General features: G+C 55.0%; 26 protein-coding genes and 1 tRNA gene. 11 read left to right on the top strand and 16 right to left on the bottom strand.

All coding sequences use genetic code 11. The annotated features are described in order from the left end of the window. The first annotated feature begins 48 nt into the window (after nucleotides 1-48). Nucleotides 49-918: a LysR family transcriptional regulator gene (locus LQK91_RS07695; RefSeq protein WP_039659289.1), complete on the top strand. Its 870-nt coding sequence runs from the start codon at nucleotides 49-51 to the stop codon at nucleotides 916-918. Here LQK91_RS07695 and ybaK read toward each other — a convergent pair. The 3 genes from ybaK to copA form a co-directional block, all read right to left on the bottom strand. Beyond that, on the bottom strand, nucleotides 915-1,394 hold the full coding sequence (gene ybaK, locus LQK91_RS07700; RefSeq protein WP_039659101.1) for a Cys-tRNA(Pro)/Cys-tRNA(Cys) deacylase YbaK: 480 nt from the start codon (nucleotides 1,392-1,394) through the stop codon (nucleotides 915-917). The two genes, LQK91_RS07695 and ybaK, sit on opposite strands and share 4 nt — an antisense overlap. Before the next feature lie 172 nt (nucleotides 1,395-1,566). Next, nucleotides 1,567-2,370, bottom strand: coding sequence for a TraB/GumN family protein (locus LQK91_RS07705; protein WP_039659103.1), 804 nt, complete (start codon nucleotides 2,368-2,370; stop codon nucleotides 1,567-1,569). A gap of 70 nt (nucleotides 2,371-2,440) precedes the next feature. Further along, entirely contained in the window at nucleotides 2,441-4,954 is a 2,514-nt protein-coding gene (copA, locus tag LQK91_RS07710) for a copper-exporting P-type ATPase CopA (RefSeq protein ID WP_039659105.1), read from the bottom strand. Nucleotides 4,955-5,051: 97 nt separating this feature from the next. Between copA and cueR the strand changes: the two genes are divergently transcribed. After that, entirely contained in the window at nucleotides 5,052-5,456 is a 405-nt protein-coding gene (cueR, locus tag LQK91_RS07715) for a Cu(I)-responsive transcriptional regulator (RefSeq protein WP_003849426.1), read from the top strand. On the opposite strand, the gene LQK91_RS07720 is transcribed toward cueR, so the two are convergent. The 5 genes from LQK91_RS07720 to tesA all read right to left on the bottom strand — a co-directional run bounded on the left by LQK91_RS07720 (nucleotide 5,444) and on the right by tesA (nucleotide 9,230). Continuing rightward, a complete protein-coding gene (locus LQK91_RS07720; RefSeq protein ID WP_003849428.1) occupies nucleotides 5,444-5,890 on the bottom strand; it encodes an NfeD family protein in 447 nt (148 codons plus the stop codon). The genes cueR and LQK91_RS07720 overlap by 13 nt on opposite strands. Beyond that, nucleotides 5,890-6,804 (bottom strand): SPFH domain-containing protein, encoded by a 915-nt coding sequence (locus LQK91_RS07725; RefSeq protein ID WP_003849430.1) that lies wholly within the window; start codon nucleotides 6,802-6,804, stop codon nucleotides 5,890-5,892. Before LQK91_RS07725 ends, LQK91_RS07720 begins: the two co-directional genes overlap by 1 nt. Before the next feature lie 58 nt (nucleotides 6,805-6,862). Continuing rightward, nucleotides 6,863-7,720: a co-chaperone YbbN gene (locus LQK91_RS07730; protein WP_039659108.1), complete on the bottom strand. Its 858-nt coding sequence runs from the start codon at nucleotides 7,718-7,720 to the stop codon at nucleotides 6,863-6,865. Nucleotides 7,721-7,799: 79 nt separating this feature from the next. Further along, the gene (locus tag LQK91_RS07735; protein WP_039659110.1) at nucleotides 7,800-8,573 is read right to left on the bottom strand and encodes an SDR family oxidoreductase; all 774 of its coding nucleotides are present in this window, start codon (nucleotides 8,571-8,573) and stop codon (nucleotides 7,800-7,802) included. Between the two features lie 30 nt (nucleotides 8,574-8,603). Beyond that, nucleotides 8,604-9,230 carry a multifunctional acyl-CoA thioesterase I/protease I/lysophospholipase L1 gene (tesA, locus tag LQK91_RS07740; RefSeq protein ID WP_181162210.1) on the bottom strand — a complete coding sequence of 209 codons (627 nt, stop codon included), beginning with the start codon at nucleotides 9,228-9,230 and terminating at the stop codon, nucleotides 8,604-8,606. On the opposite strand from tesA, the gene ybbA reads away from it, so the two are divergent. Further along, complete coding sequence (gene ybbA, locus LQK91_RS07745) at nucleotides 9,198-9,884, top strand: putative ABC transporter ATP-binding protein YbbA (protein ID WP_010259059.1); 687 nt, start codon at nucleotides 9,198-9,200, stop codon at nucleotides 9,882-9,884. The genes tesA and ybbA overlap by 33 nt on opposite strands. Further along, complete coding sequence (gene ybbP, locus LQK91_RS07750; RefSeq protein ID WP_078804168.1) at nucleotides 9,881-12,298, top strand: putative ABC transporter permease subunit YbbP; 2,418 nt, start codon at nucleotides 9,881-9,883, stop codon at nucleotides 12,296-12,298. Before ybbA ends, ybbP begins: the two co-directional genes overlap by 4 nt. An 83-nt stretch (nucleotides 12,299-12,381) precedes the next feature. Here ybbP and purK read toward each other — a convergent pair whose 3' ends face one another. The 4 genes from purK to ppiB all read right to left on the bottom strand — a co-directional run bounded on the left by purK (nucleotide 12,382) and on the right by ppiB (nucleotide 15,293). After that, a complete protein-coding gene (purK, locus tag LQK91_RS07755; RefSeq protein WP_078804169.1) occupies nucleotides 12,382-13,449 on the bottom strand; it encodes a 5-(carboxyamino)imidazole ribonucleotide synthase in 1,068 nt (355 codons plus the stop codon). Further along, nucleotides 13,446-13,952, bottom strand: coding sequence for a 5-(carboxyamino)imidazole ribonucleotide mutase (gene purE, locus LQK91_RS07760; protein WP_003849444.1), 507 nt, complete (start codon nucleotides 13,950-13,952; stop codon nucleotides 13,446-13,448). Before purE ends, purK begins: the two co-directional genes overlap by 4 nt. A 130-nt stretch (nucleotides 13,953-14,082) precedes the next feature. Then, nucleotides 14,083-14,799 carry a UDP-2,3-diacylglucosamine diphosphatase gene (gene lpxH, locus LQK91_RS07765; RefSeq protein WP_003849446.1) on the bottom strand — a complete coding sequence of 239 codons (717 nt, stop codon included), beginning with the start codon at nucleotides 14,797-14,799 and terminating at the stop codon, nucleotides 14,083-14,085. Further along, the gene (gene ppiB, locus LQK91_RS07770; RefSeq protein ID WP_003849447.1) at nucleotides 14,799-15,293 is read right to left on the bottom strand and encodes a peptidylprolyl isomerase B; all 495 of its coding nucleotides are present in this window, start codon (nucleotides 15,291-15,293) and stop codon (nucleotides 14,799-14,801) included. Before ppiB ends, lpxH begins: the two co-directional genes overlap by 1 nt. Before the next feature lie 212 nt (nucleotides 15,294-15,505). Here ppiB and cysS point away from each other — a divergent pair, with 212 nt between their 5' ends. Both cysS and LQK91_RS07780 read left to right on the top strand, forming a co-directional pair. Continuing rightward, nucleotides 15,506-16,891 (top strand): cysteine--tRNA ligase, encoded by a 1,386-nt coding sequence (gene cysS, locus LQK91_RS07775; RefSeq protein WP_078804170.1) that lies wholly within the window; start codon nucleotides 15,506-15,508, stop codon nucleotides 16,889-16,891. A 33-nt stretch (nucleotides 16,892-16,924) separates the two neighbouring features. Then, a complete protein-coding gene (locus LQK91_RS07780; RefSeq protein WP_003849451.1) occupies nucleotides 16,925-18,031 on the top strand; it encodes an AAA family ATPase in 1,107 nt (368 codons plus the stop codon). Between the two features lie 27 nt (nucleotides 18,032-18,058). Here the strand turns inward: LQK91_RS07780 and ybcJ are convergent, their stop codons facing one another. Together ybcJ and folD are read right to left on the bottom strand one after the other, a co-directional pair. Further along, the gene (gene ybcJ, locus LQK91_RS07785; protein WP_105099432.1) at nucleotides 18,059-18,271 is read right to left on the bottom strand and encodes a ribosome-associated protein YbcJ; all 213 of its coding nucleotides are present in this window, start codon (nucleotides 18,269-18,271) and stop codon (nucleotides 18,059-18,061) included. Then, on the bottom strand, nucleotides 18,272-19,138 hold the full coding sequence (folD, locus tag LQK91_RS07790) for a bifunctional methylenetetrahydrofolate dehydrogenase/methenyltetrahydrofolate cyclohydrolase FolD (protein WP_105099431.1): 867 nt from the start codon (nucleotides 19,136-19,138) through the stop codon (nucleotides 18,272-18,274). It abuts the gene before it with no gap. A gap of 172 nt (nucleotides 19,139-19,310) precedes the next feature. Here folD and LQK91_RS07795 point away from each other — a divergent pair, with 172 nt between their 5' ends. The 3 genes from LQK91_RS07795 (at nucleotide 19,311) to LQK91_RS07805 (ending at nucleotide 20,661) form a co-directional block, all read left to right on the top strand. After that, nucleotides 19,311-19,814 (top strand): DUF1198 family protein, encoded by a 504-nt coding sequence (locus LQK91_RS07795; protein ID WP_008924930.1) that lies wholly within the window; start codon nucleotides 19,311-19,313, stop codon nucleotides 19,812-19,814. 94 nt (nucleotides 19,815-19,908) lie between these two features. Then, nucleotides 19,909-19,985, top strand: a tRNA-Arg gene (locus LQK91_RS07800). Between the two features lie 352 nt (nucleotides 19,986-20,337). Beyond that, on the top strand, nucleotides 20,338-20,661 hold the full coding sequence (locus tag LQK91_RS07805) for a hypothetical protein (protein WP_008924965.1): 324 nt from the start codon (nucleotides 20,338-20,340) through the stop codon (nucleotides 20,659-20,661). On the opposite strand, the gene LQK91_RS07810 is transcribed toward LQK91_RS07805, so the two are convergent. Further along, on the bottom strand, nucleotides 20,658-21,476 hold the full coding sequence (locus LQK91_RS07810; protein WP_039659120.1) for a DUF4225 domain-containing protein: 819 nt from the start codon (nucleotides 21,474-21,476) through the stop codon (nucleotides 20,658-20,660). The two genes, LQK91_RS07805 and LQK91_RS07810, sit on opposite strands and share 4 nt — an antisense overlap. A 722-nt stretch (nucleotides 21,477-22,198) precedes the next feature. Further along, entirely contained in the window at nucleotides 22,199-22,480 is a 282-nt protein-coding gene (locus LQK91_RS22070; RefSeq protein WP_078804315.1) for an IS1 family transposase, read from the bottom strand. A gap of 311 nt (nucleotides 22,481-22,791) precedes the next feature. Between LQK91_RS22070 and tssB the strand changes: the two genes are divergently transcribed. Together tssB and tssC are read left to right on the top strand one after the other, a co-directional pair. Then, a complete protein-coding gene (gene tssB, locus LQK91_RS07815) occupies nucleotides 22,792-23,277 on the top strand; it encodes a type VI secretion system contractile sheath small subunit (protein ID WP_003854105.1) in 486 nt (161 codons plus the stop codon). Then, entirely contained in the window at nucleotides 23,274-24,749 is a 1,476-nt protein-coding gene (gene tssC / locus LQK91_RS07820; protein ID WP_003854103.1) for a type VI secretion system contractile sheath large subunit, read from the top strand. The genes tssB and tssC overlap by 4 nt, the downstream gene beginning before the upstream one ends. Nucleotides 24,750-24,770: the final 21 nt, after the last annotated feature.

The raw sequence follows: 24,770 nt of genomic DNA on the forward strand, positions 1-24,770 counted from the left end.
AGAATGCTAAGATAAAATGAACACCTATCGAAAAAAGCGATGGTTCAGATGCGTTACTCCCCGGAATCCCTTGAGGCTTTTATGCAGACCGTGGCGAGCGGTTCTTTCTCTGCGGCGGCGCGCGCGCTGGGTAAAAGTCAGTCCACCATCAGCGCAGCAGTGGCAAATTTAGAAGATGATCTCGGTTTCGTGCTGTTTGATCGCGCCGGTCGTCAACCCATCCTGACCGAGCAGGGACGCCGTGTTATTCCTCAGGTTCAGCAAATCCTCGCCGCCAGTGAGCGGCTGGATGCGCTGGCGATACGTCTGTCGCAGGGCGTTGAGCCCCGGCTGAGTTTTGCTATGTCCGATTTCTGGCAAACCGATCACCACGAGCATCTGCTCAGGCAATTTGATGCCCGTTATCCGGAGATTGAACTGGAGGTCATGATTGCCGAGGATGGCGATGTGCTGGATCTGCTGCAGGCCGGGCGGGTCCATCTGGGTGTGGTGCGGGCACAGCCTAATCTGCCGGTGGATATTGCGGTAGCACGACTGCAGGTTGAAGCGCAGATGGCCGTCTTTTTACATCGCGATCATCCGCTGGCGCAGCTTAGTACCGTAAGCGAAAGCGAGCTGGAAGGCGTTCGTCACCTGCGGCTAAACACCTGGGTTGAGGACTCTGAACCCGCGCCGATGGGACGAATCTGGTCGGCACCCACGTACTTACTGCTGTTAGAGATGGCGGAGCAGGGATTTGGCTGGACTGTTTTGCCGCGCTGGCTGGTGAAGCAGTTTGGACATGACGTCCTGAAAGAGCTGTCGATGCCGGGCTGGCCGCAGCATATCGCCATTGAGGTGGTGTGGTCGCGACGCACGCCACCTGGCCCGGCGGGCCGCTGGATGATCGATCAGCTTTGCGCCCAGCCACGGGTTTAATCGTGGCGGGCGATATCCGCAAACGGGGCGTCCAGCAGCCGCGAAAGATCCTGTGGTGCCAGTTCGATATCCAGTCCACGCTTACCGCCTGAAATAAACATGGCGTCAAATGCGCTGGCAGAATGGTCAATCACCGTAGGCAGCCGTTTTTTCTGCCCCAGTGGACTGATACCGCCCACCAGATAACCCGTGACCCGCTGCGCCAGCTGCGGGTCAGCCATATCCGCTTTCTTCGCGCCCAGCGCTTTTGCCACCTTCTTGAGATCCAGCTGTGTCGAAACTGGCGTAATCGCCACCGCCAGCTGTTTCGCCTCGCCATTCAGCGCCACCAGCAGTGTTTTATACACCTGCCGCGCATCCAGATTGAGTTTGCGCACGGCTTCATCACCAAAATGCGTTTCGTGACTGTCATGCTCATAGGGGTGCAGGATGAAGCTGACTTTTTGTTTTTCCAGCAATTTTACGGCGGGCGTCATACGGGCTCCTTACTAAGAAAAATCTTATTGCGCAGATCCATTGAAAAAGGTGGCGAAATTTTGTTCTTTGCGTAAAATTGGCCTCGCGCCCGCAATCTGATTGCTGGCGATAACCAAAATCATAAACAAATTCCTCTTTGACGGGCCGATAACATTATCGGCTCTCTTTTTTTCAGGGCTTCTTCAGCATCTCAGGCAGATTAGCTTCGCCGTACAGATGCAGCGCGCCGACCGCGACCACATAGTTTCCTGCCGCGAGCCCTCGCAGGCTGTGACACCATTGTGCATTGCGCTGACCGATCAACGTATCATTCAGCGCCTGACTAAACGTGGCGGGCAGGGTAATTTCCGGCTGGCGTGGCGGCGTATCGAGCCACCAGCTCACCATCATCTGCAGCAGTCGCGCATTGGTATGCCAGTGCAGCAGCGTATCCTGTAACAGCGCCATACCGTCATCCGGCAGTGCGGTCAGCAGGGCGATCTGTGCATCTGCGCCTTCCAGTTCAATCACCGGCTTGTTCAGATCTTTTGCTGCCTGCAGCAACTGATAATCGATGCCGTAGTCAGGTCGCAATCCCAGTCTTTGCGCCTGCTGTGCCTGTAACATCAGCGCCACCTGCCAGGCGGGCAGGTTATCCAGCAGGCTCAGGTTGAGACTCATCTCCTGACACAGTGCGGTGAGCGTTTGCATCGTACTGCTCTCCAGCCGTGTCGCGAGTGCTGGACGATCGCCCCGGTGATCAAAGGGTGATCCACCCTGCGTAATATCCGCTTCCACTATGAGCGCATCCGCCTGCTGCAACCGATGCAGCAGGCGCGGCGGCAACGGTTGCATGTCGCGCGTTCCCATATGGATGCTGCCCACCAGATGCAACTGACGATCGCCAAGCCGGACATCCATCGCAGGCCAGCGGTAACTGGCGGGAAAAAGTTGGCTGATAAAGCCGCGCAGTGAGCGCCAGATGTTGCCTGTCATTCCCAATCCTTGCGGTTCAAAACGCCATGCTAGCGACTTCAGAGAACGAAAAACAGCGCTGAAACGGCGATTACTGGCGCGGCGGCTGGTAACGCAGCAGGCGGTTTGCATTGCTGACCACCGTTATAGAGGAGAGCGCCATCGCTGCACCCGCCACAATCGGGCTAAGCAGAGTACCGGTCAGCGGATAGAGCACACCCGCAGCCACCGGAATACCGATGCTGTTATAGATAAATGCGCCAAACAGGTTCTGCCGGATATTGCGCAGTGTCGCAGAAGCGAGCGCTAACGCATCCGCCACGCTGTTCAGGTCGGCACGCATTAATGTAATGCCTGCCGTTTCCACGGCGACATCGCTGCCGCCGCCCATGGCAATGCCCACTTCGGCCTGCGCCAGCGCAGGCGCGTCATTGATACCATCACCGACCATCGCAACGCGGCGGCCCTGTTGCTGTAAGGCTTCAATGGCAGCCGCTTTGCCATCCGGCAACACGCCAGCAATGACTTCATCAATACCGGCTTCGGCTGCAATGGCGCGCGCGGTATTTTCATGGTCACCGGTCAGCATAATCAGGCGATAACCCTGCTGATGCAGCCGCTTCAGGGCGGCGCCACTTTCTGGCCGAAGCTGATCGCGGAGCGCAATCAGACCGGTTAGCTGGCCCTGTTCCGCCAGTAACACCGGCGTTGCCCCCTGTTGTGTCAGGCGCGCAATTTCTGCTTCTGCCACCTGATAATCAATGCCGCTGTCGTGTAACAGTGCAGCATTACCCAGCAGCAGCGTTCTGCCATCCAGATTACCGCTGACCCCTTTACCGCGTATTGTACGAAATTGCGCTAACTGAGGCGGTTGCGTCAGTTTCGCTTCAGCGACAATCGCTTTCGCCAGCGGATGACCCGAGGAAAACTCCAGCGCGGCCGCAGTCGCTAACACGGATTCACGGCTGGCATCACCCCAGACCAGCACCTCGCTGACCTGCGGCTTACCGGCGGTGAGAGTACCGGTTTTATCAAACACCAGCGTGTCGATTTGGCTGGCGCGCTGCAGGGCATCGGCGTCGCGGACCAGCACGCCCAGTTCAGCGGCACGTCCAACACCGGCAATAATTGACATCGGTGTCGCCAGTCCCAGCGCACAGGGGCAGGCAATAATCAGGACGGTAGTCGCGATTACCAGCATGTAAGCGATGTGTGGCTGTGGCCCGAACAGATACCACACTGCGCCGCTGAGCAGTGCAATCAGCACCACGACCGGAACAAAAACAGCAGAGATACGATCGGCCAGACGTCCCACATCCGGTTTGCTGCTCTGTGCCTGACGTACCAGCCGGATAATGCGCGACAGGGTGGTGTGATTCCCGGTGGCCCGGGCGGTAAATTCAACCGAGCCGTCCTGCACCAGCGTGCCGGCGAAGATCGCCGCACCCGGATTTTTGCTTTGCGGCACCGCTTCGCCGGTAAGCATCGCTTCATCAAACCAGGCTTCACCCGTGACGATTTCACCATCGACCGGAACCCGATCGCCGGTGACCAGGCGCAGCGTCATGCCAGGCTGGACGTCGCTTACCGGGATCAGCCGGTCACCCTGTTGATCGACCAGCCGCGCCTGGGCCGGCGTCAGATCAAGCAGGCGTTCCAGCGCCTTAGACGATCGCTGACGCGCCCGCTGCTCCAGCGCATGCCCCAGATTGATCAGTCCCAGAATCATGACGCTGGCTTCAAAATAGAGATGGCGTGCCTGCGGCGGGAAAAAGTCGGGCCACAGCACCACGCTAAAGGAGTAGACCCAGGCGGCGCCTGTGCCGAGTGCCACCAGCGTATCCATGGTGGCGCTGCCATTGCGTAAACTGCGCCAGGCACTGCGATAAAAGTGGCTGCCGGTCACGACCATGATCAGCAGGGTTACGACGCCCAGCGCCAGCCAGGTGGTGTGGTTGCTGTCGGTGAGCATCATGTTGTTGCCCACCATGCCCCAGATCATCAGTGGCACGCCAAACGCCAGGGCGACAGCAGCCTGCCAGCTGAAACGCCGCATGGCACGGCGAGCGCTGTGCTGCTGTTTTTCACGTCGCTCCTGCTCGTCATCAACGACCTGTGCGCCATAACCTGCGGCATCGACGGCAGCCACAAGCTGGTGCGGGTCAGCATTACCCAGCACCAGCGCGCTGCGTTCACCGAGATTGACCCGTGCCTGGCTGACACCGGTAACCTGCTGCAGCGCTTTTTCAACACGACTGACGCAACTGGCACAGGTCATGCCTTCAATCAGCAGCATATGGGCAGGCAACGCTTTTTCTGCCGGATGAGAAGCGGTCTCCGTTGTCAGCGCCTCCGGCGGCGGCTCCGATGCTGTCAACGGTTCAGACTTTGGGGAGGCGTCTGCTGTTTTCAGCGTGGCGTGATAACCCGCCTGTTCCACAGTAGCAATCAGCGCGGCCGCATCCGCCTGACCAGAAACCTGCGCTTCCTGTTGAGTGACCTCAGCCAAATCAACATCGTCGCGTTGTTCCAGTGCCTCTTTGACGCGTTTGACACAGTGACCGCAGGATAAGCCGTCGAGTGCCAGGGAAATAGTGTGTGACATAATCAACTCCTTCTGTAATCCCATTTGACGAATTGGTCAGTTCCGATTCATGCTTAAGCATAAACCTTCCATCAAGGGGAAGGTCAAGGGGACGCAAATGAACATCAGCGATGTGGCGAAAAAGACCGGGCTGACCAGCAAGGCGATTCGCTTTTACGAAGAGAAAGGCGTGGTGACACCGCCGTTGCGCAGTGAAAATGGTTACCGCACGTATAGCGGTCATCACATTGACGAGCTAAACCTGTTACGTCAGGCGCGTCAGGTGGGGTTCACGCTGGATGAGTGTCGTGAGCTGGTGGCGTTTTTCAATAATCCCTCGCGCCACAGTGCTGATGTCAAAGCCCGCACGCTGCAGAAAGCTGATGAAATCGCGGCGCACATTGAAGAACTCCACACCATGCGCGCACGCCTGCTGGCGCTGGCGGACGCCTGTCCCGGCGATGACAGTGCCGAGTGTCCCATCATCAATAATCTGGCCGGATGCTGCGGTCAGCGTGGCTGAATACGCAGTGTGATGCCCTCAACACCCACCACGACCACCGCTGTGCCCGCAGGCAGATCCCGATCTGCCTCAACACGCCAGCTGCTGTCCCCGATGCGCACATGGCCGGTGCGGTTGTGCAGGGCGGTATCCAGTGTAAGCTGCAACCCGATCATCTGGCTGCCGCGCTGGTTCAGAGCGTTGGGTTTTTGATGCGCCTCGCGGTGGCGCATCCAGCGATACCACAAAAAAACACACACCAGCGTCATCGCGGCAAACAGGGAGCCCTGTGCCGTCCAGCTCACTGGCATAAACCATTCAATGAGGCCGACAATAACCGCCGCCAGACCGCTCCACAGCAGATAACCGCTGGTGCCCAGCATCTCAGCCGCCAGCAGTAATCCACCCAGCGTCAGCCAGAACCAGTGCGGGTGCGCGATAATGTCGGCCAGCATCAGCGTTTCGACTCAGTGCGTGAGTCCTTCAGCAGTTCACCGATGCCTGCAATTGAACCCAGCAGACTGCTTGCCTCCAGCGGCATCATGACGACTTTGCTGTTATTCCCCTCACCGATTTTTTGCAGCGCATCGGTGTATTTTTGTGCCACGAAGTAGTTGATCGCCTGAATATCGCCTGCTGCGATCGCTTCAGAGACCATTTTCGTGGCGTTAGCTTCTGCCTCAGCCTGACGCTCACGCGCCTCTGCCTGAAGGAATGCCGACGTACGTTCACCTTCGGCTTTAAGGATTTGCGACTGCTTTTCCCCTTCAGCGCGCAGGATTGCCGCCTGCCGTACGCCTTCGGCTGTGAGAATGTCGGCGCGTTTGGTTCGCTCCGCTTTCATCTGCGCATTCATCGCGCCAATCAGTTCCTGCGGCGGACGCACGTCACGAATCTCGATACGGGTGATCTTAACGCCCCACGGATTCGTCGCTTCATCCACGATGTGCAGCAGGCGGGTGTTGATGCTGTCGCGCTGTGACAGCATTTCGTCCAGCTCCATACTGCCAAGAACAGTACGCATGTTGGTCATGGTGAGGTTCAGGATAGCCTGCTCAAGATTGCTGACTTCATAGGCGGCACGCGCAGGGTCAACGACCTGAATAAAGCAGACGGCGTCGATGGTGACGTTGGCGTTGTCTTTAGAAATGATCTCCTGCGAGGGAATATCCAGTACCTGTTCCATCATGTTGATCTTACGACCGACACGATCCATGAACGGCACTACCAGACTTAATCCTGGCTGCAGGGTGCGGGTATAACGGCCAAAGCGCTCGACCGTCCATTGAAAACCTTGTGGCACGATTTTAACGGTCGCCCAGACCGCTACCAGTGCCAGAATAATCAGGGCAGGAATAACAGTAATCATACAACCTCCGCATTGTCAGATTAACGGGCCGAGTCGCTTCGGCCCGTGGTGCTGCTGTTTAATACAGCAGGGAGTAGAGCTGGCGACGATAGCGCGCAGCCAGTGCATCGCCGGTCCCCAGCGCGGCCAGAATTTCCTGTAGCATTTTGCGCGCCTGGCCATCAGCGGCATTAAGATCGCATTTCAGGAAGCTGAACAGCAGTTCCAGTGCTTCTTCATTACGACCCACCTGATGCAGCTGTAACGAGAGTTTAGCAGCCAGTCCGGCGTTAGTCGGATCCGCTTCCAGCTCGGATTGCAGCTGCTGAATCTCCGGCGTATCCGCAGCCTGTTTCAGCAGATCGATCTGCGCCATCAGGCTCTGATAACGGGTATCCTGGTCCTGCAGCGGCACCACTTTCAGCACTGCCTCCGCTTCATCGCTGCGGTTCAGGGTAATCAGCACCTCCGCCAGCAGGAAACCAATTTCGCTGGACTGGTTGCTCAACTGCCACGCATCTTTTAACAGTGGCAGCGCCTCCAGCGGTTTCTCTTCCTGCATCAGCGCCATCGCCTGTTGCGCTTTCAGCTCTTCTTCGCGCGGCAGCACTTTTTCCAGCAGGGCGCGGATCGCTTCTTCTGGCTGTGGTCCCTGGAAGCCGTCGACCGGCTGGCCATCCTGGAACAGGTAGACGGTCGGAATTGAACGCAGACCAAACTGCGAGGCCACCCGTTGCTCTTTGTCACAATCCAGCTTTGCGAGGATAAACTGACCCGCGTACTCCTGGGCAAGACGCTCCAGCACCGGCGTCAGCTCCAGACAGTGCTGGCTGCGCTCAGACCAGAAGTAGAACAGCACCGGCAGCTGCATCGACTGCTCAAGGGTCTGCTGCAGGTTAGATTCGTTGATGTCGATGATAGAAGCTTGTGGTGACATGGATAAGTCTCTTTGCAAAAAGTGTTCTAAGAATATGGGGCCAACTGGCCCGGCTTCAAGCGCTATTACGCAGGCCTGATTAATGGCTGCGCAAAATGCGATCCAGCATCCAGCCAGGCAGTAACCGTTTCAACAGGCTCATTACGTGTGCGACCAGTGTCACCGGGTAGCGTAAACGTGGATGTTTACTCTCGAGTGCGTGACGAAGTTTAGGCAGAATGGCTTCCGGTGGCAGGGTGAAGCGTGCCGCGATGCCGGGGTTACGCACCGGATTATGCTGTTCGCCCTGCGTCACATTATCGGTAAAGCGCGTCTCAATCGGTCCCGGTTCTATCAGACTGACCCGAATGCCACTGCTGCGCACTTCCAGCCGCAGTGCATCGCTCCAGGCTTCCAGTGCATATTTACTGGCAGCGTACGCGCCCCGGCCTGGCGTGGAGATCAGTCCCAGCACCGAACTGGTATTCACAATGCGGCCATCGCCGCTGGCTTGTAACGCAGGTAACAGCCGCAGCGTTAATTGATGTACACCGAAAAAGTTGCTGGAAAACTGCTGTTCAAGTTGCTGACGGGAGAGGGTACGAAGCGGTCCATAGAGGCCAAACCCGGCGTTGTTAAACAGCGCATCCAGACGGTTATCGCATAACGCGAGTATCGCATCTGCTGCCTGATCCACGCTCTGCGGATCGTCCAGATCGAGCTGTAGCCCGGTAAAACCCAGCGTGTTCATACGCGCGACATCTTCGGCTTTGCGGCAGGCGGCGATCACCCGGTAACCTCGCGCCAGTAAATCGTGGGCGGCGACCAGGCCAATGCCGCTTGAACAACCTGTAATCAGAATAGTTTTTTGCATTTATTTACCCTATTTGCGCATCCTGGCGCGTTACGGCTGCTTAACTAAGGGGGCCAGTTCTTTTGCCATTAACGCAGAGATAAACGGCTGAGCATCAGGATTCGGATGAATACCATCCTGCTGCATCCATTCGGGTTTCAGATAGACCTGCTCCATAAAAAAGGGCACCAGAGGAATGGCATGCTGCTGTGCGAGCTCCGGATAGATGCCGCTGAACGCCTCGGTGTAGCGGCGGCCATAGTTGGCGGGCAGACGGATCTGCATCAGCAAGGGTTTCGCATTAGCGGCTTTAACATCGTCGATCACTTTACTCAGATTCTGTGCGATAGCGTCGGGCGGGAAACCGCGCAGACCATCGTTACCGCCCAGTTCGATTAACACCCATTGCGGCTTATGCTGTTTTAATAGCGCAGGCAGTCGCGCCAGTCCCTGGGCAGCAGTATCACCGCTGATGCTGGCGTTGACCACTTTCGGTTTCTGCTGCCACTGCTTATCAAGCAGGCTGGGCCAGGCCGCAGTGGCAGACATGCGATAGCCCGCACTCAGGCTGTCGCCCAGCACCATCAGGGTATCTGCAGCAGCAAGACGGGATACCAGCAGAAGAATCAATAACAGGAAGGGATAATGCCAGCGGAAAACATTGTTGAAGTTCATCATCTTACTAAGTCCGTCGGTCAGGGAGAGCATCAGTTAACCATCCTCACCGGAGTTGAGTTGGTTGTCAAACCAGCCGAGACCATTGCGCTGATTGGCGAGTCGGGTTCCGGCAAGTCTACCCTGCTGGGCATTCTGGCCGGGCTGGACGATGGCAGCAGCGGTGAAGTCCATCTGCTGGGTCAGCCGCTGCACCAGATGAATGAAGAGCAGCGTGCAGCACTGCGTGCCCGGCAGGTTGGTTTTGTGTTTCAGTCATTTATGCTGGTACCGACTCTGAATGCGCAGGAAAACGTTCAACTGCCATCACTGTTGCGCGGCGACAGCGATCGCCAGAGCCGCGAACAGGCGCGTGAACTGTTGACGCTACTCGGGCTGGGTGAGCGTCTGCATCATCTGCCCGCCCAGCTGTCCGGCGGGGAACAGCAGCGGGTCGCGCTGGCCCGCGCCTTCAGCGGTCGTCCGGGCCTGCTGTTTGCCGATGAGCCCACCGGCAATCTCGATCGTAAAACGGGTGACCGTATTGCCGACCTGCTGTTTTCTCTTAATCGCGACTTCGCCACCACGCTGATTCTGGTGACGCATGATGAACAGCTGGCGGCGCGTTGCGACCGTCGATTGCGGCTGCGTGACGGAAAATTGTGGGAGGAGCAATGATCTGGCGCTGGTTCTGGCGCGAGTGGCGCTCCCCCTCACTGCTGATCGTCTGGCTGGCTCTGACGCTGGCGGTAGCCTGTGTACTGGCGCTGGGCTCAATCAGCGATCGCATGGAAAAAGGGCTGAATCAGCAGAGTCGTGATTTTATGGCGGGTGACCGCACGCTGCGTAGCACTGATGCTGCCCCGGAAGCCTGGCTGGAAAAAGCGAAGGAAAACGGCCTGACGGTCAGTTCTCAACTGACTTTCATGACCATGACCTTTGCCGGGCAGTCGCCACAACTCGCCTCAGTCAAAGCGGTCGATGATCGCTATCCGATGTTTGGCACCTTACAGACGCAACCTCCGGGGCTGAGACCGCAGGCAGGCACCGCGCTGGCAGCACCGCGCCTGATGGCGCTGCTCAATCTGAAAGTGGGCGACACGCTGGAAGTGGGAGATACCCAGCTGCGCATCAGCGGTGAGGTAATTCAGGAGCCGGATGGCGGCTTTAACCCGTTTGAGATGGCGCCACGTCTGCTGATTAACCTGGCAGATGCGGCGAAAACCGGTGCAATTCAGCCGGGCAGCCGCATCACCTGGCGCTATAAATTCTCTGGTAATCCTGACCAGCTGACCAGCTATGACCGCTGGATTGAGCCGCAGCTGAAGGCGGATCAGCGCTGGATCAGCGTGGAGAACACGGAAGATGCGCTGGGCCGTTCGATGCAGCGCGCGCAGCAGTTCCTGCTGCTCTCGGCCTTGCTGACGCTGATGCTGGCGATTGCAGCCGTGGCGGTCGCCATGAGTCACTACTGCCGCAGCCGCTACGATCTGGTGGCGGTGCTGAAAACCCTGGGTGCGACGCACGGCGCGTTGCAGCGCTTAATCATCGGTCAGTGGCTGGCGGTGCTGCTGCTGGCGGCGATTGCCGGTGGCCTGGTGGGGCAGGGCGTGGAAGCGATCCTGATGGCGATGCTGAAACCGGTATTGCCTGCCAGCTTACCGGCAGCCAGCGTCTGGCCATGGATCTGGGCAGTGGGTTCATTATTTGTGATTTCGCTGCTGGTGGGACTGCGTCCCTATCGTCTGCTGCTGGCAACCCAGCCGCTGCGGGTGCTGCGGCGCGATGCCGTGGCAAACCTCTGGCCGCTGAAGTTCTATATTCCAGTGATGATTGCGGTGGTCGTGACGCTGTTAGCGCTGCTGATCGGCGGCAGTAAAATGCTCTGGGCGCTGCTGGCGGGTGTGGTGGTGCTGGCAGGATTACTGGCGTTACTCGGCTGGGGAACTCTGCTTCTATTGCGTCGGCTGGTGGTGCGCAATCTGGCGCTGCGGCTGGCGATCAACCGGCTGCTGCGCCAGCCTGGCATGACGCTGAGCCAGCTCGCCGCTTTTTCACTGTCATTTATGCTGCTGGCGCTGCTGCTGGTAATGCGTGGCGATCTGCTGGATCGCTGGCAGCAGCAGTTACCGGCGGATAGCCCGAACTTCTTCCTGTTGAACATGACGGCGGACCAGGTGCCGCAGGTGCGTGACTTCCTGCAGTCGCATCAGATCACGCCCGGGACCTTTTACCCGATTGCGCGGGTACGGCTTAGTGAACTCAATGGCAAACCGGCCGATCCGAAGCTGGATAACGCCCTGAACCGTGAGCTCAACCTGACGGAACTGGCCGATCGCCCGGATCACAATCCGCTGGTGGCAGGCAACTGGCCACCAAAAGCGGGTGAAGTGTCGATGGAAGTGGAACTGGCGGATCGGCTGGGGCTGAAGCTCGGCGATACCCTGACGTTCGACGGCGATACGCAGACGTTCAGCGCGCGTATTACCAGCCTGCGTAAAGTGGACTGGGAAAGCCTGAAGCCGAACTTCTTCTTTATCTTCCCGCCGGGTGCGCTCGACAGCCAGCCGCAGACCTGGCTCACCAGCTTCCGCATGGAGGCGAACCCGGATCTGCTGGCGCAGCTGAATCGTGCTTTTCCGGCGCTGAGTCTGCTGGATATCGGCAGCATCATGCAGCAGATAGGTCAGGTACTGACGCAGGTCAGCCGGGCGCTGGAGATCATGGTGGTACTGGTCACTGCCTGCGGTGTGTTACTGCTGCTGGCGCAGATTCAGGTCGGAATGCGGCAACGCAGGCAGGAGCTGGTGGTCTACCGCACGCTGGGTGCGGGCAAAAGACTGCTACGCACCACGCTGTGGTGTGAGTTTGCCCTGCTCGGCGTCGTCTCGGGCGTGGCGGCCGCGATGGGAGCAGAAGCGGCGCTATGGGGATTACAGACAAAGATTTTCGATTTCCCGTGGCAGCCTGACTGGACATTATGGCTGGCACTGCCGTTATGCGGCGCGTTGCTGTTATCGCTGTGCGGTGGCTGGCTTGGGATTCGGTTACTGAAAGGGAAGGCGTTGTTCAGGAAGTTTGATGCGGCATAAAGCAGGGCTGACTAAGGCGGCATGAGGCCGCCTTTGACCTTTATCCGGAACGCCCCCAGAACCCGCAAGCGGGTAACGGGAAACTACAGCTTTTCAACGGCCCAGGCGATGCCGCTGGCGTACTCTTCCGGGAGCTGGGGCACCAGCGCATTCAGTGCTGTTTTGAGCCGCCCGGCATCGCTGTCGGTCAGATTCAGATGACCCACTTTACGGCCCGGTCGCACTTCTTTGTCGTACCAGTGCAGATGCACCAGCGGCTGCTGCAGCCAGCTGAGATTCACATCGGTGCCGATCAGATTAACCATTACCGACGGCGCAAACACCACCGGCTGTGGCAATGCCAGACCAAGAATGGCGCGCAGATGCAGCTCAAACTGGCTGATCGACGCACCGTTCTGCGTCCAGTGACCACTGTTGTGCACGCGGGGCGCCAGCTCATTAATCAGCAGCCCATCAGGCGTAACGAAACACTCCATTGCCATTACGCCAACGTAATTCAGTGCCTGCATAATGGCGCTGAGCATCGATTCAGCCTGCTGCTGCTGCTGAGCCTGGTCTGCCTGCGGAAACGCTACACTGGTGCGCAGAATGCCATCCTGATGCAGGTTATGCGTCAGCGGATAGAATACAACGGTGCCATCGTGACCGCGTGCGCCCACCAGTGAGACTTCACCGGAAAAGTTGATGCCCTGCTCAACGATACATTCGCCGTAACACGCTTCGGGTAGCTGATGCGTCTCATCAGCACGCAGACGCCACTGACCTCGCCCGTCGTAACCGCCGGTGCGGCTTTTCACGATGGCCAGTTCGCCCAGCGAGTCAAACACTGCCGGCCATTCGCTTTTATCGGCCAGCAACTGCCATGGCGCGGTGGCAAGCCCCAGTTGGTCCAGCAACTGTTTCTGCGTCAGACGATCGGCCAGACGCGGAAAAATATCACGGTTAACAAAGGCCGGATGGCTCGCCAGTTCGCGCGTCAGCGCGGTCTCCGGCCAGCGTTCGATTTCGGCGGTGATCACACTGTCAGCGATGGGCAGGGAAGCAGGATCCGCCTCCAGACCCACCGGATAGACCGCGATCCCCAATGGTTCACCTGCCTGACGCAGCATACGACCCAGCTGGCCGTTGCCCAGTACGCAAACCGGCTTCATGCATCCACCCGCGGATCAGGATGGTTCAGCACCTCATCGGTCTGACTCTGACGCCAGGTCGTCAGGCGTGACGCCAGCCCACTGTCATGCAGCGCCAGAATCTGTGCGGCCAGCAGCGCGGCATTGGCTGCGCCTGCTTTGCCAATCGCCAGCGTTCCGACCGGAATGCCGCGCGGCATCTGCACAATTGAATAGAGGCTATCCACGCCGCTTAGTGCAGCGCTCTGCACCGGTACACCCAGCACTGGCACCAGAGTTTTTGCCGCCAGCATACCTGGCAGATGTGCTGCGCCACCTGCGCCAGCAATAATCACCTGAAAACCGTTATCGGCTGCCGTTTCGGCAAAGCTGAACAGTTTATCCGGGGTACGGTGCGCAGAGACTACTTCAACATGAAAAGGGACGTCCAGGCTGGTGAGGATCTCAGCGGCGAACTGCATGGTGGCCCAGTCACTTCTGGAACCCATAACAATGGCGATGCGGGCCGGGGCGTTGGATGACATGCGGTCAACTCCTGTGAATAGACAAACAGACCTGGCCGGGCGGACAGGTTTTGAAGGGCACCGAGAATAGCATGAGAAGCACGCAAGGAAAACGGTTGCGTCCCGCTAACGTCCGCGAATTAACCGCAGATTAGAAGTCGAAATCGATGAGCTGAATGCCGCTGGCGTCGAGCTGAATCATGGAACCCCGGCTGTGCCAGGCACCCAGCACCGCGCGTTCCGCCGTTTCACCCTGCAGGTTCAGCGTATGAATGGCCGGGCGATGGGTATGACCGTGGATCAACAGCGGCACCTGCTGGCGCAGCATAGCGGCAGTGACTGCCTCCTGGTTTACATCCATGATGGTCTGGGATTTGTGCTGGTTTGCCTGTTTACTGTCGGCGCGCATCCGGGCCGCAATGCGTTTGCGGATCCTCAACGGCAGCGCCAGGAACAGTCGCTGGATCCACGGATTGTGCACTTTGGCACGAAAGCGCAGATAACCCGCATCGTCGGTGCAGAGCGTATCACCGTGCATGATGAGCAGCCGATGGCCGTAGAGCGTCAGCACCTGCTCTTCCGGCAGCAGCGTCATGCCGCTTGCGCGCGCAAAGCGTCGGCCAATCAGGAAATCCCGATTGCCATGGATGAAGAAGACCGGAACCGGGAGGGCGCGCAGGGCGCGGGCAATCTGCTGATGCAGAGGATTGGGATCGTCGTCACCAATCCAGGCTTCGAACAGATCGCCGAGAATATAGAGCGCGTCGCAGTGGGGCGCTTCGCGCTGTAAAAAATGCAGAAAACCGGCGGTAATCGCCGGTTCTTCCTGACACAGATGGAGATCTGCGATAAACAGCGTGCGCGACATTACTCGCTGACGGTCACTTTCTGGATAACGACGTCATCTTTTGGCACATCCTGATGCATGCCGCTGCGGCCAGTAGAGACTGCTTTGATTTTCTCGACCACATCCATGCCTTCAACCACTTCAGCGAACACGCAGTAGCCCCAGCCCTGAACGCTTTCGTCACGGAAGTTCAGGAAGTCGTTGTCAGCTACGTTGATGAAGAACTGTGCGGTGGCAGAGTGCGGCGCAGAAGTACGTGCCATTGCCAGCGTACCTTTGGTGTTTTTCAGACCGTTGTTCGCTTCATTCTGAATTTCGGCTTTGGTTTCTTTCTGCTTCATGCCCGGCTCGAAGCCGCCGCCCTGAATCATAAAGCCGTTGATTACGCGGTGGAAAATGGTGTTGTCGTAAAAACCTTCACGGCAGTAATCCAGGAAGTTCTGTACGGTTGCCGGCGCTTTATCATCGAAAGTTTTGATTACGATATCGCCATGGTTCGTCTGGAAAGTTACCATTTTTGTCGTCCTGTAAAGGTTGTCATCAGTTGCTGAGGTCGCGGTGTCGATTGGCGTACCTCTTTTTGTCGACCGTTCTTATATCATAATTTCCAATGACGCGTCAGCAGCACGGCGCAGTTGGCTTGCTTTGCGTCGCGCGAGCGATAAAAATACGGCACAATGTCTGGATACTTAAAAGTGCCAACCACACGCGAAAACGGAACCGTTCAATGCTTAAGATTTATAACACCCTGAGTCGACAGAAAGAGGAATTCAAACCCATTCATGCCGGTAAAATCGGGATGTATGTTTGCGGCATCACGGTGTATGACCTCTGTCACATTGGTCATGGGCGGACGTTCGTGGCATTTGACGTCGTGGCGCGCTACCTGCGTTACCTCGGTTATCAGCTTAATTATGTCCGTAACATCACTGACATTGATGACAAAATCATCAAACGCGCCAACGAAAACGGCGAGAGCATCGAAACCCTGACCAACTGCATGATCGGCGAGATGCACAATGACTTCGCTGCGCTGGGGATCCTGCCGCCCGATGAGGAGCCGCGCGCGACCCGTCACATCGCTGAGATTATCGAGCTGGTGGAAAAACTGATTGCTCGCGGTCACGCCTATGTAGCGGACAATGGCGACGTGATGTTCGATGTGCTCAGCGATACCGATTACGGCGCGCTGTCGCGTCAGGATCTGGAGCAACTGCAGGCGGGCGCACGTGTTGAAGTGGCCGATGTGAAGCGCAACCCGATGGATTTCGTGCTGTGGAAAATGTCCAAAGCGGATGAGCCAGCCTGGTCATCGCCGTGGGGCAACGGCCGTCCTGGCTGGCACATTGAGTGTTCTGCGATGAACTGCAAACAACTGGGTACGCATTTCGATATCCATGGCGGCGGTTCAGACCTGATGTTCCCGCACCATGAAAACGAAATCGCTCAGTCGAGCTGCGCCCATGACGGCCCTTACGTCAATTACTGGATGCACTCCGGCATGGTGATGGTTGACCGTGAGAAGATGTCCAAATCACTCGGCAACTTCTTTACCGTGCGTGACGTGCTGCAACATTACGATGCGGAAACAGTGCGTTACTTCCTGATGTCCGGTCACTATCGCAGCCAGCTTAATTACGGCGAAGATAACCTGAATCAGGCGCGTGCGGCGCTGGAGCGTCTCTATACGGCGCTGCGCCACACCGACAGCAGCGTACCTGCAAGCGGCGGCGACGCGTTTGAAGCGCGTTTCCGCAGCGCGATGGATGATGATTTCAACACCCCGGAAGCCTACTCTGTGCTGTTCGATATGGCGCGTGAAGTCAACCGTCTGAAAAGCGAAGATGGTGCTTCAGCACATGCGCTGGCGTCTAAACTGCGCGAAATGGCTAACGTGCTGGGTATCCTGCAGCAGGATCCTGAGCTGTTCCTGCAAAGCGGCGCGCAGGTGAATGACGAAGAAGTTGCCGAGATTGAGCATTGGGTGAAGGCTCGTGCCGATGCACGCGCTGCCAAAGCCTGGGCAGAAGCGGATATCGCGCGTGACAAACTTAACGCGCTGGGTGTCATCGTCGAAGATGGGCCACAAGGGTCCAGCTGGCGTCGAAAATAAACCGGAGAGGGCGAGCAATCGCCCTTTTTTATTATGGCGATTGAACAGATTCAGATCCGCGGCTTCCGCTCAATACGGAACCTGACGCTATCGCTTCAGCAGCTGAATGTGGTGAGCGGTCCCAACGGCTGCGGTAAATCCAACCTCTATAAAGCGGTGCGGTTGCTGCATGAGGCTGCCAGCGGTCGTCTGGCGCTGGCGCTGGCTGAAGAAGGCGGCATCCAGAAAGCGATGTGGGCCGGTGGTTTACGCCGGGGCGATCGCCGACACGATCCAAAGCGACTGGAGCTGGCGGTGGTAATGGATGATATGGATTACCAGCTGGAGATTGGTTTTCCCGAGCCACTGTCGACCAGCCTGTTCAATCTGGATCCGCTGGTGAAGCAGGAGCGGCTCTGGCTCAGCGGCCAGCGACGTCGTCCTTCTGCCTGCATCATGCAGCGCGAAAACCAGACCGCCTTTCTGCACAACGTTGAAGGTGAGCGCGTCGCCTATCCGGCAGTATTGCATCCGGAGGAGTCGCTGTTTGGTCAGCTTGGCGAACCCCATCTTTATCCGGAGCTTTCGCAACTGCGTGAACGTCTGCAGCAGTGGCGCTTCTACCACGAGTTCGCGGTCTGGCCCGGCTCACCGATTCGTGCGCCGCAGATTGGCGTGCGTGCGCCGGTGCTCGCTCACGATGGCCGCAATCTGGCAGCGGCCTGGGCGACCATCGTGGAGCGTGGTCATTCAGAACTGTTGTTTGAGGTTATGGCGCAGGCGTTTCCCGACTGCCAGTTTGACGTCGAGGTGCAGAACGGCCGTTTTCAGATGCTGATGTCCCGTCATGGCATTCTGCGTCCGCTGGAGAGCGCGGAGTTTTCTGATGGCACGCTGCGGTTTCTCTGTCTGGTTGTGGCGCTGCTCAGCCCGCGTCCACCCGCCTTTATGGCACTGAATGAACCGGAAAACAGCCTGCATGAGGATTTGTTGCCTGCGCTGGCGCGGTTAATCGCCGAAGCCAGCGAGTACAGTCAGCTCTGGATCACCAGCCATTCACCCCGACTTGCAACGCTGATTGCGCAGCATACGGCGGTGAATCATATTGCACTGGAGCAACGGGAAGGGGAGACGCGTGTGAAGGAGGATGAACCGCTGTAATAGCGTCCCCGCAGGGACGCTCCGGAATTACTCGACCACAGTGATGCGGAAACCGGCAAATTCCACGGTCTGACCGGCTACGATCTTGCAGCGCTTACGGGTTTCAACCGCGCCATTCACCTTCACTTCACCCTCGGCAATCACGACTTTCGCCTGTGCACCGCTCTGAACCCAGCCTTCCAGCTTTAACAGGTCACACAGATCGACATGCGGGAATTTACACAGTGAAAAACTTGTCATTTAAAAAACCTCTTTATCATGAAACTCTTCGCACGCCTGCAGCGTGTTTTGAATCAATGTTGCTACTGTCATTGGACCCACACCGCCCGGCACCGGGGTAATGTAAGATGCGCGCGCTGATGCGCTGTCATAGTCAACGTCGCCTACGACTTTGCCGCTCTCCAGACGGTTAATGCCCACGTCGATAACGATGGCACCGGGTTTGATCCAGTCGCCCGGAATAAAGCCTGGCTTGCCCACAGCAACGACCAGCAGATCGGCGTGCTCAATGTGATGACGCAGATCTTTGGTAAAGCGATGGGTAACCGTTGTCGTACAGCCCGCGAGCAAGAGCTCCATGCTCATCGGACGACCAACGATGTTGGATGCCCCGACCACCACAGCGTTCAGGCCATAAGTGTCAATGTTGTAGCGCTCCAGCAGCGTGACGATACCGCGTGGCGTGCAGGGACGCAGGGTTGGTGCACGCTGACACAGGCGGCCAACGTTATAAGGGTGGAACCCATCGACATCTTTGTCAGGCGTAATCCGCTCCAGCACTTTCACGTTATCGATGCCCGCTGGCAGCGGCAGCTGTACCAGAATGCCATCGATTTCATCATCCTGATTGAGCTTATCGATCAGCTCCAGCAGATCAGCCTCGCGGGTGGTGGCAGGCAGATCGTAAGAGCGGGAGTGGAAACCAACCTCTTCACAGGCGCGGCGTTTGCTGGCCACATAGATCTGCGAAGCCGGATTTTCACCCACCAGAACCACTGCCAGACCTGGGGCACGTTTTCCGGCCGCCAGACGCTGCTTCACTTTTTCCGCAACCTCAACGCGCACCTGCTGCGCAATCGTTTTACCGTCAATAATTTTTGCTGCCATCAGAGAGGAAATCCACTGTGTTGTGTTGAATCGGGGAAGGGCGCTATTTTGTCAGAAGCGTGGGCTGCTGTCAGTTACAGTTTCAGCCGTGTATGCGCTTTCCGATGTTTTCGTCGCGACGATGCCAGCCTGCATGCGTATGATATCTGCAGGACAATCCGGGGACGATGTAATGATTTGGATAATGCTTGCGACTCTGGCGGTGGTATTTGTCGCTGGATTTCAGCTGCTCACCGCGGGCTCACGCCACGCCGCCCAGCGGCTCAGCAAACGACTGCAGCTGCCACCGGTACAGGTGGAATCAATGATCTCTATGATGGGAAAAGAGGCCGCGAAAGAGTTTACCGACTATCTCAGCCACGATAATGAAACGCATCTGCATAATGGCGCAGCGGTACTGCTGATCTGGCAGGTGTTGATTGTTGATGGCAGCGAGGAGAACAGCCAGCGCTGGCATACGATTCTCAGTCGCGCCGGTTTTTCACCGCTTATCAGCCGCCAGCAGCTGCTACTCGCGCTGGGCTTTCTGCGCCAGCTGGAACCGGACAGTCAGGAACTGCACGCACTTCGTGAGCAATACAACGCGCGCTTCACATCACAAGGGATTGAGCTGGAAGGAGAATTGACCGGCAGCAGTAAACTCGTGTCGCTCAGCGAATGGCGCAGTCGTCACTGACGCCAATTGGTTATTCCCGCAGCACTTCGCTGCGGGGAAACGGCAAAAACGTTGACGTACCCGCTTCCCGACGTATAATCCGTGCCATCTCCATGCGCCCTTAGCTCAGTTGGATAGAGCACCGGCCTTCTAAGCCGTAGGTCACAGGTTCGAATCCTGTAGGGCGTACCAAATTCTCTCCTATTTTTTGCATACTGAGACTTTTTTTTCTCTATTGTCAGTTTGATACCTCAACATTTTACTCTTATTTATGTTCAAAAAACGAATTGCCCGCATTACTCGCATGGCTGTTTGGATAGGTTAGTATTTTTCTGTGCTTACGATCTCCTTATTGTGCATGCTGTTTTTTGCATATAGCATTTTAATATCATGCGCAATTGCATGGATATGATGTTCAGGCAGAGCCTTCTGAGGTGAGGAAACGTTGATACCAGTGCTGGCCAGGTAAGCAGGTTGGTTAGCATGTGTCTCGTTCACTGTGCTATATTTCGCACGTATCGCAACGTTATTCAGGATGAATCAGATGAACGAATTTGAGCAAGAACTCTATAATAACGGCTTCTCTGCTAAAGATATCGGTAAGCTCAAGAGCATCATTAAAAAAGACGAATCAAAAAAAGATACACTACAAAGCCTCGTTATTGATTTGAGTAAACGCTTCTGGGGCGGTGTCATTGCTCTTGTTATTTTGCTACTGATTGGACTGGATGGCATTTTCAATGCGGATGCTTCAAATGCCATTCCATATATTATTGTTCTGACGTTTGCATTTCTTGTGGTCTATTTTGTGACTCCTCTGAACCTCTCCTGGAAAGCTAACAGGTTTATCAGAAAAACCAGAGGTTAGTTTTGAGCAGGGCTATTTTGCATTTGGTATAGGTTCAAACCTACTCCAGCCCCCTTATAGGCTGCTCCAGCGCCTTTTAAGGCAAGTGCTGGTTTACTCATAACCTGAACCTTGCGGTAATAGTCTGTTGGCAGATATTTGTATAGCCGCCATGCTTCTGGCTTTAAAGTCAGTTTGAAAATGCCATAGTATGATGTTGTCAAATCAACTACCTGATAGGCTAACAAGCCGAGTCGCTTATCAAAACCAAAAAAATCTGCAACATCTTCATATTTATCTCTTATTGGGTTCGATGGGTGAGGCACACCGCTGAGTTTTCCTATGCTCTCAATCCCTGATCCCACTCCATTCATCACCAGGGTCGAACCCGCTACAACACCTAAAATATTACCTGTAGTGACAGAACCTACAATCAGACCGACACCAGCCACGATTTGCAAGCCACTTAACACCACGCCGATCCCATTGATGACATATCCAATGACCTTTTCATGGTCATGATAAAACTGCACCGAAGACGATACGACAGCTTCACCGGTCCTAAGCATTCTGTCCTGAATCTTGAGATGCTGACTTTCCTGCTTAAGATTCTGAATGCACTCCTGACACTGATCGTCAGAATTTGAAGTACGAATGGTATGGATCTGTAAACGAGCGAACTCGCGCACCTCATCCTGGAATTTCAGTTTTACAAGAGCATCCTTGAGGTGAAATTGAGAAAGTGAAGTAGCTATATTAACTAACTGATTAGCTTCAAGATTTGCCATCGTCAGAAAGTAGTTTGAGAGTCTTTTTGTGTCCCAGTAGTTGTCCATAACAGTGCCTCTGTAAAAACGTGGTCTCACAAAACGTGATTTTCAGATCCTAAAATAGCTGGAGTTGTATGGGATCACAAATTGAGGTGTGCAAGTTTTGCAATGCTGAGCAATTTATCGATGATTGACCTGCTGACCTGCTGACCTGCTGACCTGCTGACCTGCTGACCTGCTGACCTGCTGACCTGCTGACCATGAATAGTGATGTATTCATAAGTCACTGGAGAAGATCCTTTGAAGAAGTATTTTTCCTACACACCAATCTTCAGTATTCTCCGCGAGACAGAAGCCGGTGTTTTGGCCCGGGAGCTCTGCCACAGGCTGTATACCGGAAGTCTCATCAGCTGCTAACCGTACTCAGGATTTCGGTCAACACACCATCAATATGTAGCCTGCATAAATTTATAAGGCAGAAGCTATTATAATCAGGGGTTAAAACTATTTTTTAAAATATACGAATATTTTTTAAGGTGATTTTGTTGATTTTTATTCAGGAGCTGGCTGTAAAAATAACATATTCTTTTCATGTTGTATGATTTTCAATTCTTTGTTGCTGGTCATTTTTTCTGTGTAATCTGATTATACATGCTCGAAAGCTGTTCTTCAGTGAGTGATGCGCCAACCTTTATTTAACATTAATTTAAAGTTGGTTCATTTTTGATTGTGTCTTTGTTTAAGGTTCCTGAACTTAAAGGTGGTGTCAGGAAAAAAATTTAGTTACATTAGTTTCGCATTAACGAGATGATGAATGAAATTACATAATATGGATCCGGCTGGTAATAATGATTTTTTGGGTGGATGGCTGGTTTTTTATTAGGGCGTTTAAAGGAAGGTAATAAGCAGGTGATTTTTTTAATTATTCCTTTTATTCTTGCTCGCAGTGTGAAATTGCTTCGCTTAATACGATAGGTGAAGGTTTTGACGTTAACATGCTTTTTCAGGGCGAAGTGAGCTATTAAAGTTATCTGTTTAATTTTATCCTCTGGCTTGCGGGCATGATAAATGTCAGAGAACTAATACATGCTGGGACACCCACTGCAGTGGAACCAAATGTCCTCTTCAGGAATCTGATCATGTTAATAAACCAGAGCAAAGTTACAGCGAGGATTATGAACGTCAACACTGAGCGTGGGTAAAATTCAAAAGCGAGGTTAATACGCCGAATTCAACTTATTTGAGATGTCACCAAATTCCATTGTCTTTTCTATGGGGCTGTTTTTAGCTTGCTACCGATTTTGCTGGTGAACTGAGCGGATTTTTTAAATATTAAAAATCTAATTTTCTCTTGAGATCTTAATGTCTGTGAGTTTAATTCATGTCAGAAACCCAAAGTAAACTGGGCAAGGCCCGGCCGCCACGCGTGCATATTACCTATGACGTTGAAGTTGGTGGCGCGGAAACCCAGAAAGAGTTGCCACTGGTTATTGGTGTGATGGGCGAATTTTCGGATGAAAAAAAGCCCCTTCGTGAGCGACGCTTTGTTCAGATTGATAAAGACAATTTTAATGAAGTGATGCAGGGCATGAAGCCTGAAATCGAAATGCTGGTTGATAATGAACTGAATAATGACGATGGAAAGCTGTCGGTCGCACTGCGTTTCAATTCTATTGAGGATTTCGCTCCTGAAAATATAGCTCTACAGGTGGAGCCTCTGAAAAAACTACTTGAGCTGCGGGAGCAACTGAGTGATTTACGCAACCGTACAGCCAGTAATGATCGCCTGAAAGAACAACTGGCGGAACTGCTGGCCAATCAGCCTTCAGAAACGAAAGTTGATAATGTGGGAGAAGAGGCAGAATGAGTGCTGAGGAAATGCAGGCTGCAGTCACAGAGGCGGTCAGTGCCGATTACCTTGATCAGATAATTGACAATACCCAGGCTATCAGGCGTGAGTCTGATCGCAGCAAGCTGAGGTCTCAGCTTGATAGTTTCCTCAGTGAGGTGGCAACAGGCGCTGTTGTTGTAAGTAATGACCTGGTGGGTAGCATTGAGGAGCGCATCACAGTCATTGATGCCCTTCTTTCGGCGCAGATCAGCAAAATCATGCAGGCGCCAGCGTTTCAGAAAATGGAATCTTCGTGGCGGGGTCTGCAGAAGCTGGTTCAGAGCAGCGTTACGGAAAACACGAAAGTCCGGGTGTTGAATTGTACCAAAAAAGAGCTGATCCGCGATTTTAAATCTGCCTCTGATTTTGACCAGTCAGTCCTGTTCAAAAGCGTCTATGAGAGCGAATACGGCACTTTTGGTGGAGAGCCGTACTCCGCATTTGTGGGCGATTTTGAATTCGACGCCATGCCGGAAGATTTATATCTGCTGGAGCAGATTTCTCATGTGGCGGCGGCAGCTCACGCCCCTTTCCTCACGGCAGCGGATGCCGGCATGTTTGGTATGAATAACTTTCAGGAGATGCCGCGTCCCCGGGATCTCGGCAAGCTTTTTGACACGTCAGACTATATCCGCTGGCGTTCTTTCCGACAGAGCGACGACGCCCGCTACGTTGGACTCACACTTCCCCGGGTTATAGGTCGCCTGCCTTATGGTGCCAAAACAACACCAGTAGAGATGTTCAATTTCGAAGAGAAAATCGACGAGAGCCGTGAGGGAGCCAGCTATCTGTGGATCAATGCCGCCTATGAACTGGCCGGCCGAATGATTTCTGCTTTTGAAGATCATGGATGGTGTGCGGCTATTCGCGGTGTTGAAGGTGGTGGTCTGGTGAAGTCGATGCCGGTGTATAACTACATTTCGCATACCGGCGAGAAGGTATTGCAGTGTCCAACGGAAGTGGCTATCTCCGACCGCCGTGAAAAAGAGTTAGCAGACCTCGGGTTCATTCCTCTGGTGTACTGCAAAGGAACGGATTATGCCGCCTTTTTCGCTGTGCAGTCGGCAAATAAACCGCGGAAATATGACTCCAACCTTGCAAACGCGAATGCGCGGTTATCAAACCAGCTGCAGTACATTATGACCACATCAAGGTTTGCTCATTACCTTAAATCGATTGTGCGGGATAAAGTCGGCAGTTTTATGTCCAGAACAGAATGTCAGAACTTCCTGCAAAACTGGATTAATCAATATGTGGTGGGCTCTGACAATGTCGGCCTGCATATTAAGGCCAGCCATCCGCTGCGCGAAGCCCGGATTGAGGTAGTGGATGTCCCGGGATGTCCCGGAAGCTATCGTGCCGTGGCCTATCTGAGGCCTCACTTCCAGCTTGAGGGACTGACGATGTCGCTTCGGCTTGTAGCTGAATTACCTGCATCGGCAGGCTGATAAAAAACGTATTATAACCAG

Source organism: Pantoea sp. MHSD4 (genome assembly GCF_021043305.1).
Lineage (GTDB): Bacteria > Pseudomonadota > Gammaproteobacteria > Enterobacterales > Enterobacteriaceae > Pantoea > Pantoea eucalypti.

Excerpts from the sequence above, each read along its gene's own strand:
- LQK91_RS07810 (WP_039659120.1), bottom strand. The coding sequence starts at position 21,476 with ATGGACAACTACTGGGACACAAAAAGACTCTCAAACTACTTTCTGACG.
- purE (WP_003849444.1), bottom strand. The coding sequence starts at position 13,952 with ATGTCATCCAACGCCCCGGCCCGCATCGCCATTGTTATGGGTTCCAGA.
- LQK91_RS07730 (WP_039659108.1), bottom strand. The coding sequence starts at position 7,720 with ATGTCACCACAAGCTTCTATCATCGACATCAACGAATCTAACCTGCAG.
- LQK91_RS07735 (WP_039659110.1), bottom strand. The coding sequence starts at position 8,573 with ATGCAAAAAACTATTCTGATTACAGGTTGTTCAAGCGGCATTGGCCTG.
- LQK91_RS07720 (WP_003849428.1), bottom strand. The coding sequence starts at position 5,890 with ATGCTGGCCGACATTATCGCGCACCCGCACTGGTTCTGGCTGACGCTG.
- LQK91_RS07695 (WP_039659289.1), top strand. The coding sequence starts at position 49 with ATGCGTTACTCCCCGGAATCCCTTGAGGCTTTTATGCAGACCGTGGCG.
- ybcJ (WP_105099432.1), bottom strand. The coding sequence starts at position 18,271 with ATGACAAGTTTTTCACTGTGTAAATTCCCGCATGTCGATCTGTGTGAC.
- tssB (WP_003854105.1), top strand. The coding sequence starts at position 22,792 with ATGTCAGAAACCCAAAGTAAACTGGGCAAGGCCCGGCCGCCACGCGTG.
- LQK91_RS07805 (WP_008924965.1), top strand. The coding sequence starts at position 20,338 with ATGAACGAATTTGAGCAAGAACTCTATAATAACGGCTTCTCTGCTAAA.
- ybaK (WP_039659101.1), bottom strand. The coding sequence starts at position 1,394 with ATGACGCCCGCCGTAAAATTGCTGGAAAAACAAAAAGTCAGCTTCATC.
- tesA (WP_181162210.1), bottom strand. The coding sequence starts at position 9,230 with ATGATGAACTTCAACAATGTTTTCCGCTGGCATTATCCCTTCCTGTTA.
- cysS (WP_078804170.1), top strand. The coding sequence starts at position 15,506 with ATGCTTAAGATTTATAACACCCTGAGTCGACAGAAAGAGGAATTCAAA.
- LQK91_RS07705 (WP_039659103.1), bottom strand. The coding sequence starts at position 2,370 with ATGACAGGCAACATCTGGCGCTCACTGCGCGGCTTTATCAGCCAACTT.
- ybbA (WP_010259059.1), top strand. The coding sequence starts at position 9,198 with ATGCCAGCGGAAAACATTGTTGAAGTTCATCATCTTACTAAGTCCGTC.
- ppiB (WP_003849447.1), bottom strand. The coding sequence starts at position 15,293 with ATGGTAACTTTCCAGACGAACCATGGCGATATCGTAATCAAAACTTTC.
- ybbP (WP_078804168.1), top strand. The coding sequence starts at position 9,881 with ATGATCTGGCGCTGGTTCTGGCGCGAGTGGCGCTCCCCCTCACTGCTG.
- LQK91_RS07795 (WP_008924930.1), top strand. The coding sequence starts at position 19,311 with ATGATTTGGATAATGCTTGCGACTCTGGCGGTGGTATTTGTCGCTGGA.
- copA (WP_039659105.1), bottom strand. The coding sequence starts at position 4,954 with ATGTCACACACTATTTCCCTGGCACTCGACGGCTTATCCTGCGGTCAC.
- tssC (WP_003854103.1), top strand. The coding sequence starts at position 23,274 with ATGAGTGCTGAGGAAATGCAGGCTGCAGTCACAGAGGCGGTCAGTGCC.
- purK (WP_078804169.1), bottom strand. The coding sequence starts at position 13,449 with ATGAAGCCGGTTTGCGTACTGGGCAACGGCCAGCTGGGTCGTATGCTG.
- LQK91_RS07780 (WP_003849451.1), top strand. The coding sequence starts at position 16,925 with ATGGCGATTGAACAGATTCAGATCCGCGGCTTCCGCTCAATACGGAAC.
- lpxH (WP_003849446.1), bottom strand. The coding sequence starts at position 14,799 with ATGTCGCGCACGCTGTTTATCGCAGATCTCCATCTGTGTCAGGAAGAA.
- LQK91_RS07725 (WP_003849430.1), bottom strand. The coding sequence starts at position 6,804 with ATGATTACTGTTATTCCTGCCCTGATTATTCTGGCACTGGTAGCGGTC.
- folD (WP_105099431.1), bottom strand. The coding sequence starts at position 19,138 with ATGGCAGCAAAAATTATTGACGGTAAAACGATTGCGCAGCAGGTGCGC.
- cueR (WP_003849426.1), top strand. The coding sequence starts at position 5,052 with ATGAACATCAGCGATGTGGCGAAAAAGACCGGGCTGACCAGCAAGGCG.